This window comes from Nocardia vinacea, from assembly GCF_035920345.1.
GTDB classification, from domain to species: Bacteria; Actinomycetota; Actinomycetes; order Mycobacteriales; family Mycobacteriaceae; genus Nocardia; species Nocardia vinacea_A.
This window is the reverse complement of the sequence record NZ_CP109149.1, coordinates 6642331-6654830: the sequence shown is the minus strand read 5'-3', so window position 1 is coordinate 6654830 and position 12500 is coordinate 6642331. Positions and strand designations below refer to the sequence as shown.

The following is a 12500-nucleotide window of genomic DNA, read 5'->3' as shown; positions in this document are numbered from 1 at the left end:
ACCGGTCCTGGCACTGTCGGCTACCCGCGGGTGGCGGTTCGGGTCGGTACCGACTCGGGTACCGCAATCTAGAATCAACGAGCTCACGAGGTGAAGGGGGGATCGGTGTGTCCGATGATCTGGTACTGACCGAAATGCTGGCCGCGCTGGAGCGCAGTCCGGAGGTGCTCGCGCTGCGGGTGCGGGTGATCGAGTTGCTGATCGATCGTGGCCGCCATGCCGAGGCACTGGCCCAGTGTGCGACCGCGCTCGGTCAGGAACCGGGACATGCCCGGGTGCTGGAGTTGTTGCAGCAGTGCACGATTGTGCTCGCAAGTGGTGCGCCGACCCCCGCTGCGCCGACCCGGCCGACGTCGAGCGAGTCCACGCTGAGCGAGTCCACGCTGGCCCAGCCATCGCCGACCCAGCCCGCGCCGTGCAACACCACGCCAACCGAGTCGACACCGGATGAGGCGAAAGACGATCCGTCGCAATATGATTGGGTGGCAGCCGAAGAGCAGGTCGGCGATATCATCGCCCCCGCATTCATCGATGAGGGCTCGCGCGAATTCGTCACCGACTCCGATGTCGGCGTATTCGAGAAGCCTACCGTCAAGCTGGCCGATGTCGGCGGCATGCAGGATGTAAAGCGTCAGCTCGAACTCACTCTGCTCGGTCCGATCCGAAATCCCGGATTCGCCAAGGCTTTCGGCACTTCCGCGCGCGGCGGACTCCTGCTCTACGGCCCGCCCGGCTGCGGTAAGACCTTCATCGCCGCGGCGGTGGCCGGTGAACTCGGTGCGAACTTCTACCCGATCGAGATCGCCGACATCCTCGATATCTACCACGGTTCCGGTGAGCGCAATCTGCACGAGGTCTTCGAAATGGCCCGCCGCAACGCGCCCTGTGTGCTGTTCCTCGACGAGGTCGACGCCCTCGGGCACAAGCGCAGTCAGATGTCGGGTTCGGCCTGGATGCGGAATGTGGTGAATCAGCTGCTCAACGAGATGGATTCGGCCACCCACAGCAACGACGGCGTCTACATCCTCGGCGCCACCAACCACCCATGGGACCTCGATGTCGCCCTGCGCCGCCCCGGCCGGTTCGACCGCATGATCCTGGTCGGCCTGCCGGATTCGGACGCGCGCCGGGCGATCCTGCGTTACCACCTGAAGGATCGTCCGGTCGCGGGCATCGATCTCCCGGCGATCGTGCGCCGCACCGACGGCTTCTCCGGTGCCGATCTGGCCCACATCTGTACCTCGGCAACGCAATTGGCGATGGCCGACTCGATCAGCACCGGCACCGTGCGCCCGGTCGGCATGGCCGATATCGAGGTCGCACTGAGCCAGGTCAAGCCGAGCGCGGGTCCCTGGTTCGAATCCGCCCGCAACGTAATCGAATTCGCCAATAACGACGGGACGTACGACGAACTCGCGAAGTACATGCGAGCCAAGAAGTTCCGCTCCTGAAGCAGGCCCGGCCGCGCACCCCCCGGGCACGCCAACCCGCACTCCGCCCGGCGAAGGGCGCATCGTCGGCCTCCCCGGAGTTCCGCGCCGTCTGCGCCCGGGGGGCGCGGCATCTGACCGGCCTGATCGCCTGCAGCTGCCCGACAATCAGCACGGTTCACGCGTCCGGCCCCTCGGCACGCCGGGCCCTGGCCGACATGCCGCGCTGCCGCCAATCGATCACCTCACCCCCGCCGGCCATGTCTTCGATCAGATGCGCGGCGGCTTCTACCTGCGCACCAGACTGGCCACAAAACGTCCACAACCGCTGAGCCGCCCACCTAGCCGGCGGGGCCTCCGTGACCGCCGCCATATCTGCTGGCTGACCCGCGCGACAAAATTCTTTTCTGGATACTATCAAATTCTTGACTAATTCCAGAAAAGGAGTAACCATCGGATGCATGCACACCAACCTGACCGATCCGCGCGAACGCTTGCGCGCGGCCGGCCTGCGGGTTACCGCCCCGCGGGTCGCGGTGCTGGCCGCGGTCGTGGCCCGACCGCATTCGGATGCCGATCGGGTGGCCGCCACCGTCCGCGAAACCCTGGGCTCGGTATCCACGCAGGCCGTCTATGACGTGCTCCGAGCGTGCGTGAACGCCGGAATCCTGCGGCGCATCGAACCCGCCGGTTCGCCCGCGCTGTACGAGGCCAGGGTCGCGGACAACCATCACCATCTGGTGTGCCGAAGCTGCGACACGGTCGTCGATATCGACTGTGTCGTGGGCACAGCCCCCTGCCTGGAACCCGAGGACGCGCACGGGTTCGTGATCGACGAGGCAGAGGTCGTCTTCTGGGGTCTGTGCCCGACCTGCCGTACCCATTCAGCGAAGGAGGCTGCCGATGACCAAGCCGACCACCACCAACACCGGAGTGCCGGTGCCGAGCGATAGCGATTCGCTCACCGCGGGCACCCAGGGCCCGATCCTGCTGCACGACCACTACCTCATCGAAAAGCTCGCCCAGTTCAACCGGGAGCGAGTGCCGGAGCGGATCGTGCACGCCAAGGGCGCGGGCGCATACGGCGAGCTGGTGGTGACCAATGACGTGAGTCGCTACACCAAGGCCAAGCTCTTCCGGCCGGGCGCGCGGACCGAATCGCTGGCGCGGTTCTCCACCGTCGCGGGCGAGCAGGGCAGCCCCGACACCTGGCGCGACCCAAGGGGTTTCGCCGTGAAGTTCTACACCGAGGACGGCAACTACGACCTCGTCGGCAACAACACGCCGATCTTCTTCATCAAGGATCCGCTCGAGTTCCCGGACTTCATCCGTTCGCAGAAGCGCCTGCCCGGCAGCGGCCTGCGCGATCACAATATGCAGTGGGACTTCTGGACCCTGCGTCCGGAGACCGCCCATCAGGTCACCTGGCTGATGGGCGACCGCGGTATCCCGAAGACCTACCGTCATATGAACGGCTACGGGTCGCATACCTACCAGTGGATCAATGCCGCGGGCGAGCGCTTCTGGGTGAAATACCACTTCAAGACCGATCAGGGCATCGACCACCTGACCCAGGCCGAGGCCGATCGCCTGGCCGGTGCGGATGCCGACTACCACCGTCGCGATCTGTACGAGGCGATCGACCGCGGCGAGTTCCCGAGCTGGACCCTGTACGTGCAGGTCATGCCGGTCGCCGAGGCCGAGGGCTACCGCTTCAACCCGTTCGACCTGACCAAGGTGTGGTCGCATCGGGACTACCCGCTGATCGAGGTCGGCAAGTGGACCCTGAACCGCAATCCTGGCAACTACTTCGTCGATGTCGAGCAGGCCGCCTTCGAGCCCTCGAATGTCGTTCCCGGCATAGGCTTTTCGCCCGACAAAATGTTGCTCGGCCGGGTATTCGCCTACGCGGACGCGCACCGCTACCGCATCGGCACCAACTACGCGCAGCTGCCGCCGAACCGCGCACGCGCCGCGGAGGTGAACTCTTACTCCAAGGAGGGCGCGATGCGTTACGACTACAACGACGCGAATGTACCTGTCTACGCGCCGAATTCGTTCGGCGGCCCGCATGCGGATCCGGAGCGGGCGCCCGATGGCGGTGTCTGGGAGTTCGCCCCGACCGTCGTACGCTCCGGCTATATCGAGCACGCCGAGGACGACGACTTCGCCCAGGCGGGCACCCTGGTCCGTACGGTGTTCGACGACGAGCAGCGAGATCGTCTAGTGGACAATATCGTCGGCCATGTGCTCGGCGGTGTGCGCGAGCCGGTGCTGTCCCGGGTCTTCGAATACTGGAAGAACGTGGACGCCGAGCTCGGTAAGCGCGTCGAGGAAGGTGTCCGCGCCGGACTGGACGGCTGACAGCTCAGCTCCGAAAACAGCTCCGCCCCTGACCATTTCGGTCGGAGGCGGAGCTTTTCGTATGCGGGGGGCAGGATTCCACGGGCCCCATGCCTCGGAACTACAACAGGCCCCACCAATAGAGCAGGCAGGCCAACACCCAGACAACCACGGTTTCCATCGCCGCTCCAATCTCACTGGCGCCCTTATCCACCATCATCCGCCGATTCGCGCCACCGCGCCGCAAACTTGTCGGGATCTTCCACAAATAGTGTGACTACCTGCGGTTTTGTTCCTGCAAGGTCTTCTTAAGTGCCCAACAAGCCCGCGACGGCATTGTTTGTGTCAACACCGCAACACAAGCCACCACCGGGGGTGGGGAACCGGACTCGACCTGTTCACGAGGGGTAACAGGTCGCGTCACGGGGGTAGTGCCAGCCGGGCCGGTCCACGAGGGGTGACCGGCCCGCTGGCGCTTTATCTGGGGCAACCACTTCGGATGGCTCTTCCCGGAGCTGACCGGCGAATCAGTCGCCGCTGCCGAAGGTAACCATTCGGTGCGTGCCGACGATCCCATCCAAGGGTGTATGTGGCCGGGCCGGTTCACGAGGGGTGACCGGCCCGGCCGGGCTTCGAGCGGTCAGCCGACCGTCTGGACCGAGTAGTCGGGCAGTTCGTAGCTCTCGGTTTTGGTGAGCATCTTCATCATGAGCGGCTTCATGATCTTGGTGGTCATCAGTCTGCTGACGAACAGACCGGCGCGAATGCCGAAGCGCGATTGGGGCGTCATCGACCGCAGACCACCCGGCGGCAGCTCCTGCGCGGTGGCGACAAACGGCCGCAGCACCTCTTCGTAGCGGGCCAGCGCCTTTTCGGGATCGGTTGCGTGCGCGGCGACTTCACCGGCCAGGACGTACGCGCCGACCAGTGCCATCGCGGTGCCCTGTCCGGTTAGCGGCGAACCGCAGTAACCCGCGTCGCCGAGCAGCACCACGCGGCCCTTGGACCAGTGCGGGACGTCGATGCGCGCCAGTTCGTCGAAGTAGAAGTCGTCGGCGGTGGCCATGGCATCGCGGACGGTGCTCGCGATCGTGCCGCCGTCGGTCAGTCGCTCGCGGATGAGCTGCTGCTGTGCCGCGACATCGCGACGCAGCGCTGGATTCGCGGCGTCGCGAATGACGACCAGCGCCTTGCAGGTGGCCGGATCGGCATCCGGGCGCAGGCCCACACCGGTCGCGCCGACCAGGGAGTTCATCGCGATCCAATGCTGCTCCGCATAGTCGGGCGTCGGCAGCGTGAAGAAGGACATGTAGCCGCCGAGGTAGGTGGAGAAATCCTCCTCCGGGCCGAAGACCAGGCGCCGGGTCGAGGAATGCAGTCCGTCCGCGCCGATCACGATGTCGAACCGCTCGGTGCTGCCGGAGGCGAAGGTGACATCCGCGCCCGCATCGTCCTGGCTGATCTCGGTAACCCATTCGCCGTAGCGGTAGTCGACGCCGCCCGCCTCGTCGAGCAGATCGAGCAGCACCTGGTTCAGGTCGCCTCGGGTGATCTCGATCTCGGCGACCGCGCCCTTACCCTCGAAGACCTCGGCGGCCATGCGCAGCAGTTCCTTGCCCTCACTGTCCACGAACACCATGCCGCGCTCGTCCAGTTGGGATTTGCGGATGCCCGGCATGAGCCCCATCCGCTCCGCCACCTCGACGCTCGGCCCGCGCAGATCCACGGCCTGCCCGCCGGGGCGCGGCGTGGCCGCCCGCTCGACCACGGTGGCCCGGATCCCGGCACGGAGCAGTTGCAGGGCAACGGCATTGCCGCCGATGCCGCCGCCGCAGACGAGGACCCGCGGGCGGATGGTGGCGGGGTTGGTGTTGCTCATGATCTGTTCCTCACTGACTCGAATGTCTTGCACATATGTCTAACAGAGCAGTTGCACGTTTGTCTAGTACAAATGTGTAAGACGGTTGAGTCAGCGGCTAGTTCTGGTTCTGCAGGTAGGCCTTCCAACTGCCGTAGGAGGTGATATCGGTGGCGGTACTTGCGGCATCGTAAGTGCAGGCGAAGCCGATGACCGCACGTCCGTCGGATAATTCGATACTGGTCAGCGCCATCGGCGCGGGCAGCGCGGCGAGGAAGCGGCCGAGTCCCGCCGCCGATACGCGGAACAGCTCGCCGAGGATCGGCGCACCGAGTCCCGGGCCGTGGCGCACCAGTCCCGGTTTCGGAGGTGTGGTGTCGAGTGCGGTCAGGCGGTAGGCGTCGGTGGTGCGGATCTCGCCGGTGAACCGCGCGCCGATCTCTTCCAACTGCCAGTGCAGCGGCTGGCCGCGCAGGTGCGCGCCGAAGACGGCCAGTTCGACACCGTCTTCGACCAGTGCCGGGGCGTTGTCCTCACCGATGATGCGGGCGGCGATATCGACGGCGACCTGATCGGCGAAGGCGGGCGTCACGACCATCACGCCGAAGGGCGCGCCGGTCGCGGTGGGTAGGCCGGGGACGGCCACGGCCGCCATATCCAGGAGATTGCAGAAGTTCGTGAAGGTGCCCATCCGTCGATTGATGCCGAACGGATCCGCTTGTACCGCAGCGATACTCGGATGCTCCGTGGTTGTCGGCAAGAGCAGTCCGGCGAACCCCTGCAATATCACCGCCGCCGCAGCCTTGGCTCGCGCCAAGGTATCCAGATCAGCCGCGAATCCGGGGCCGGTCGTTGCTCGCGCGGCATTGATGATGGCCGTCACGGTGGGATCGGTGCTGGCCGGCGCGGTATCGAGGAATGTGCCGACGGCCGCATAGCGTTCCGCGACGATCGCGCCGTCGTAGAGCAGGAGTGCGGCATCGAGCATCTCGGAGATATCGACCTCTTCGGTCGTTATCCCGGCGCTGGTCACCGCGGATACAGTGCGGGCGAACGCATCTCGGTACGAATCGCTGAGCGCGACGAGATCCTTGGCGCGGGGGATCGCCAGCCGGATGGTCTGCGGTGCGGCGAGCGGAACATCGGCGGGCCAGGACCGGCTGCGCGGATCCCGAGGCTCCGGTCCGACCATGACCGCGGCCGACACGACCGCGCTGTCGAGGTCGGTGGCGAAGACCGTCACTGCGTCGTAGTCCGCACACGCCGGAACCACGCCGTGTGCCGGGATGATCCCCAAAGTGGCTTTGATACCGACGATTCCGTGCAGTGCGGCCGGTACGCGTCCGGAACCCGCTGTGTCCGTACCGATTCCGATATCCGCGATACCGAGAGCTACGGCGACTGCCGATCCGGAGCTGGACCCGCCGGAGATCAACTCCGGATCGTGCGCATGGCGAACCGCGCCGTATGGGCTGCGCGTACCGACGAGCCCGGTTGCGAACTGATCCAGATTGGTCTTGCCGAGAACCAATGCGCCCGCCGCGACCAGGCGCTCGATCGCCGCCGCGGTGACCTCGGCGGTGTAGGCGAATTCGGGGCAGGCCGCGGTGGTCGGCAGTCCCGCGACATCGATATTGTCCTTGACCGCAACCAATACCCCTGCCAGCGGCAAGGATTCACCTGCGGCGAGCCGCTGTTCGACGCCTGCGGCCTCGGCGGCGACATCGGCCTCGGCGCGCAGTGTGATCCACACCTCCGGCCGATCGACCTCCGCGATGCGCCGATACGCGGCGGCGACCCGCGCGGTCGGCGTGCCGTGGACTTCGGTATTGCCTAGGACGCCTGCGGTCATTCGGCGGCTCCGATCACTGCTAGTGGGGTTCCCGGTTCCACTTTCGCGCCTGGGGTGGCCAGTACCTTCAGTACCGTGCCGGTGCCCGGGCTGTGCACCGGCAGTTCGAGTTTCATCGCCTCGAGGATGGCCACCGGATCGCCAGCGCCGAGACGCTGGCCCACCTCGATTTCCACCCGCCAGACATTGCCGATCATCGGTGCGGTGACCACCGTTGCGTCCGGCGGTAATCCGGCCAGTGGGTCGGTAGCGGGTTCCGGCACGCTTTCGACGATCGTGCTCTGCTCGAATTCCCCTGCGGCGCGCCAGGCCTGTTTCTCCGCTTCGAAGGCGACGGCCTGTTTGGTCTCGAATTCCGCTATGGCTTCGGCATTTTCGGCGAGTAGCCGCAGGTGATCGGCGAGTGCGAAGGTGCCATCGCTGACCTCGGCGTCGAAACGGCCCGCCGCGGCGGCCGCGCGCTGTTCGAGCAACTGCTCGGGTGTCACCGGTTCCCAGACGATGCGGTCGAAGAATCGGAACAGCCACGGGGTGCCTGTTTCGAACGGTGCGGATTGCCGGTAGCTGGACCAGATCGGCACCGTCCGGCCGATCAGCTGATAGCCGCCCGGTGATGCCATGCCGTATATGCAGAGGTACTTGCCGCCGATGCCGACGGCATCCGATGGCGTCCAGGTGCGCGCCGGGTTGTACTTGGTGGTGACCAGCCGGTGCCGCGGATCGAGCGGAACCGCTAGTGGCGCACCGAGGTAGACGTCCCCCAGGCCGAGCACCAGGTACTCGGCGGCGAAGACCGCGGCACGCACATCTTCGACGCTGTCGAGTCCATTGATGCGGCGGATGAATTCGGTATTCGAAGGCAACCACGGCGCGGTGTCGCGGACCCCGCTGCGGTATCGATCGATGGCCTCGGCAATCGAGGGATCGTCGAACGACAGCGGCAATCGGATGGTGCGGCTGGGCACCACGAGATCATGGGTTGCGGGCAGTTCGGACTCGAGCTCGGTCAGCGTGCCGAGCAGCCGATACTGGGGCAGCACTTCGGGATCGAAATGGATGTGCAGCGAACGGACACCCGGTGTCACATCGATGACGCCGGGCAGTCCGGTACCCGCCAGCGCCTCGGCGAGTGCGTGCACCCGCATGCGCAGACCGAGATCCAGCACCATCTCGCCGTATTCGACCAGAATATTGTCATCGCCCCCACGCAGATAGGCGACTTGCGGGCGATCCGCACCCGCCGCGACGGTGCCGAGGATGCCGCGATCATCCAGTCCGACCGGCTCGCGGGAACCGGTGAGCAGGCTCCGTGCGGCAGCAAGATCCATTGGGGCGTCGGCCTTGGCCCGCGCAGCGTTCGAACGGCGCAGCGCTGTGGCTCGGTCATCGTCGACGGGCACGAAGCGGACGGTATCGCCGGGACGCAACTGGCCGAGTTTCCAGCGATGCGCCGAGATCACGGTGAGCGGGCAGGCGAAGCCGCCGAGGCTCGGACCGTCCGGGCCGAGCAGGATCGGGGTATCGCCGGAGACATTCAATGTTCCGACGCTGTACGGGTTGTCGTGCAGATTCGACGGATGCAGTCCCGCATCACCGCCGTCGGTGCGCGACCAGGTCGGCTTCGGACCCTCCAGCCGAATGCCGGTGCGGTTCGCGTGGCTGCCGACTTTCCAAGGGTGCGAATAGAATTGGCCCATATCCGCATCGGTGAAATAGGCGGGTGCGGTCTGCGGTCCGATACCGACGGCCAATTGCCAGACGTGCCTGAATTCGGGTCGCTCGTCGAGCGGAACCGCTTGTGGCTCAGCGAGTTCGGGCCGATTCCCGACGATTCCCAGCACATCCCCCGCGACCAGGGCTTTCCCGGTGCTGCCGCCGAAACCGCCGAGGGTAAAGGTGGCGGCGCTGCCGTGATAGAGCGGCGCATCGATGCCGCCGCGTACCGCGAGGTAGGTGCGCAATCCGGCGTCCGACGGTGCGCCGATATCGAGCACCGACCCGGCCGGGACCGCTACCGGCTGCCACATCGGGACCGGTTGCCCATCCACCGTGACCGGCGTCTGCGCACCCGTCACACACACCACTGAGTCATCGGCGAAACGCACCTGTGGCCCATGGAGCGTGCATTCCAGCGCGGGCACACCTGCGGGGTTGCCGACGGCGATATTGGCCAGGGTGAACGACAGATCGTCCATCGGACCCGACGGCGGAATTCCGACCTGCCACAAGCCGATTCGACCCGGATGATCCTGGATCGTGGTCATCGTGCCACCGCGCAGCACATCGACGCGATGGCTGGCGGGTCGGATATCGGCCAGTGTCGTCGTGACGTGGTCCGCGTCCAGCACCACGGCATCGGCACTCGCCGCCCGCAATTGGGGCAGATTCGTTTGGACCCCGTAGATCCTGGTCGCGGCCAGCGCATCGCTCAATCCCGCGAAGGCCGCGTCGCGAGTGGTCCCCGACGCGATCACCTTGGCCAGCAGCGGGTCGTAGTACGGACTGACCTCGGTGCCCGTCGCGACCCAGGTATCGACCCGAAGCGACGACGTATCCGCCGGAAAGGTCGCGGCCGTGATCAACCCGGCGCTCGGTCGGTACGCGTGTCCCGGATCCTCGGCATAGACCCGCGCCTCCACGGCCCATCCGCTGATCGCCGGTCCAGTCTCGGGCAGTTCGTCGACCATCGAGCTGTCCCCGCCCGCCAGCCGCATCATCCACTCGACCAGATCGACCCCGGTCACTGCCTCGGTCACCGGATGCTCGACCTGCAGCCGGGTGTTCATCTCCAGGAACGAGGCCACACCACGCTCGACGTCGTAGACGAACTCCACCGTGCCCGCCGATCGGTACCGCACCGACCTGGCCAACTCCCGCGACGCCGCGAGCAACTGCTCCGACAGTTCCGGTGCGAGTCCGGGTGCGGGCGCTTCCTCGATGACCTTCTGGTTGCGGCGCTGCAGCGAACAATCCCTGGTGCCGAGGCTCACCACGCGCCCGCGACCATCACCGAAAAGCTGCACCTCGATATGCCGGGCCCGCGCCACGAACCGCTCCAGGAAAACACCGGTCGAGGAGAAATTCGTCGCGGCCAAACGCTGCACGCGCAGATACGCCGACCGCAGCTCATCGGCATTACCGCAGGCCTGCATGCCGATACCGCCGCCGCCACCGACCGCCTTGAGCATTACCGGATAGCCGATGCGTTCGGCCTCGGCCACCGCGTGCTCGGCCGATTCGAGCAGTCCGCTACCCGGAATCAGCGGCACCCCAACGGCTTCGGCTGTCTCCCGCGCCGTGTGCTTGTCGCCGAAGATGCGCAATTGCTCCGGCGTCGGACCGACGAACGCTATCCCGGCATCGGTCACCGCTGTAGCGAAATCCGCGTTCTCCGACAGGAATCCGTATCCGGGATGAATCGCGCCCGCACCCGTCGACAGCGCCGCCTCGACAACCAGGTCGGCACGCAGGTAGGACTCCGCCGCCGGACTCGCCCCCAGATGTACTGCGACATCGGCGATTTCGACATGTGCCGCACCGACATCGGCGTCGGAGTACACGGCGACGGTTTTCAGGCCGAGCGCACGCGCCGTCCGCATGATCCGGCAGGCGATTTCGCCGCGATTGGCGACCAGAACCGTATCGAATTCCAGTGTCACCGAAAACTCCCTATTCAGTTGCCAGGGACATCGCGGCGATGGCCCGCGTGACCCGATCGAGAACGACATCGAGCGATTCGCCGATGTGGGTGTGTAGCAGCCGATATGCCAGCGGAAGATCTTGTGCCAGAACGGCATCCAGAATTCCCAGATGCTCGGCGATGGTGGTCTCGATCCGGTTGTTGACCATGAAGTCGTACATCCGAACATGCCGGATCCGCGAATTCACCGACTTCAGTGAGCGCACCAGTTCGGCATTGCCCGCCGCCGTCAACAGCGTGACGTGGAACTCCTCGTCGCGCACCACGAAACCGGGCTCCTGCTCGGGCGGATCCGCACGCAGGGCCAGCCAGGCTTCGCGCTCGGCCGCCAGCAGCGCATGATCGTGCACGACCGCCGGACTATCGATGGCGCGCTGAATTCCGCCGAGCTCCAAGGTGATTCGCAGCTCGTACAGGTCCCGGATCAACGGAATGCTCGGCCGTACCGGAGTGAAGCCGTATTCCTCCCGCTGCAACAGTCCATCCGAGCACAGCATGGTCAGCGCCTCGCGGACCGGCGTCCGCGAGATACCGAACCGGGTCGACAGCTTGGGCTCGGTCAGGCGCTCGCCGAACCGGATATCCCCGTTCATCAACTCGCCGCGCAAAGTCGTATAAACAACGTCCCGCAGCGGCCGTCCCGCCGCATCCGCCAGTGTGGCCACCCGTGTCGACATGCATGTATACGCTATGGACCTCGCGTTTCGTCGAGATGACCACACGTTAGCAAGCGGTAAGAGTCTGCTCACCGCCCATATGGGACATCGGGGGACATATCGGAACGGCCGAGCGTCCATTCGGTCCGTTATCGGCGCGCCTACTTCCGGAAATTCTCACCAGCGGTGCACAGTGAGGTGGAGCAGACAGCAACACCTGGCAACGCCGCCGCGCTATCGCACGACACATCGCTGCCGCAGGCTGGAGATCAGCCCCGGCGCCGGGTCGATGCCCGTACTTCAGGCACACCGCCCGTCTACCGCCGCCGGTCGGTGGCGATCCGCCCCCGGCGCCGGGTGCACCTACGAGAAGTCTCGGGAGGTAACGATGGATGCGTTCGTGATCGTTGGCTTGCTCGCCCTGGTGTGCGGGCTACTAGCGGTCATTGCCTGCGCGGTGTGGTGGCCGACCCCGGACCGTCGGGCCGACCAGCGAAAACAGCTCCGCCCCCGACCTGTGCGGGCCGGGGGCGGAGCCATTCGTCTCAACCACGAGTCGGGGTGACAGGATTTGAACCTGCGACCTCTTCGTCCCGAACGAAGCGCGCTACCAAGCTGCGCCACACCCCGTGAAGCGAACCTGGAGTAGCTTACAACAGCT

Annotated in this window: 7 protein-coding genes and 1 tRNA gene; 3 read left to right on the top strand and 5 right to left on the bottom strand. The window is 65.9% G+C overall.

The genetic code is table 11. From position 1 onward, the window contains the following. The first annotated feature begins 107 nt into the window (after positions 1-107). The 3 genes from OIE68_RS30360 (at position 108) to OIE68_RS30350 (ending at position 3794) form a co-directional block, all read left to right on the top strand. A complete protein-coding gene (locus OIE68_RS30360; RefSeq protein ID WP_419150580.1) occupies positions 108-1451 on the top strand; it encodes an AAA family ATPase in 1344 nt (447 codons plus the stop codon). 440 nt (positions 1452-1891) lie between these two features. Continuing rightward, positions 1892-2383 carry a Fur family transcriptional regulator gene (locus tag OIE68_RS30355; protein WP_327094437.1) on the top strand — a complete coding sequence of 164 codons (492 nt, stop codon included), beginning with the start codon at positions 1892-1894 and terminating at the stop codon, positions 2381-2383. Beyond that, on the top strand, positions 2334-3794 hold the full coding sequence (locus tag OIE68_RS30350; RefSeq protein ID WP_327094436.1) for a catalase: 1461 nt from the start codon (positions 2334-2336) through the stop codon (positions 3792-3794). Before OIE68_RS30355 ends, OIE68_RS30350 begins: the two co-directional genes overlap by 50 nt. Positions 3795-4413: 619 nt before the next feature. Here the strand turns inward: OIE68_RS30350 and OIE68_RS30345 are convergent. From OIE68_RS30345 to OIE68_RS30325, 5 genes are all read right to left on the bottom strand, one after another. Next, positions 4414-5652: an FAD-dependent monooxygenase gene (locus OIE68_RS30345; protein ID WP_327094435.1), complete on the bottom strand. Its 1239-nt coding sequence runs from the start codon at positions 5650-5652 to the stop codon at positions 4414-4416. A 97-nt stretch (positions 5653-5749) separates the two neighbouring features. Next, positions 5750-7483: an allophanate hydrolase gene (gene atzF / locus OIE68_RS30340; RefSeq protein ID WP_327094434.1), complete on the bottom strand. Its 1734-nt coding sequence runs from the start codon at positions 7481-7483 to the stop codon at positions 5750-5752. Continuing rightward, on the bottom strand, positions 7480-11142 hold the full coding sequence (gene uca, locus OIE68_RS30335; protein ID WP_327094433.1) for an urea carboxylase: 3663 nt from the start codon (positions 11140-11142) through the stop codon (positions 7480-7482). The genes atzF and uca overlap by 4 nt, the downstream gene beginning before the upstream one ends. Before the next feature lie 10 nt (positions 11143-11152). Beyond that, a complete protein-coding gene (locus OIE68_RS30330; RefSeq protein ID WP_327094432.1) occupies positions 11153-11860 on the bottom strand; it encodes a GntR family transcriptional regulator in 708 nt (235 codons plus the stop codon). Positions 11861-12395: 535 nt separating this feature from the next. Further along, positions 12396-12469 (bottom strand) — tRNA-Pro (locus OIE68_RS30325). Between the last annotated feature and the right edge of the window lie 31 nt (positions 12470-12500).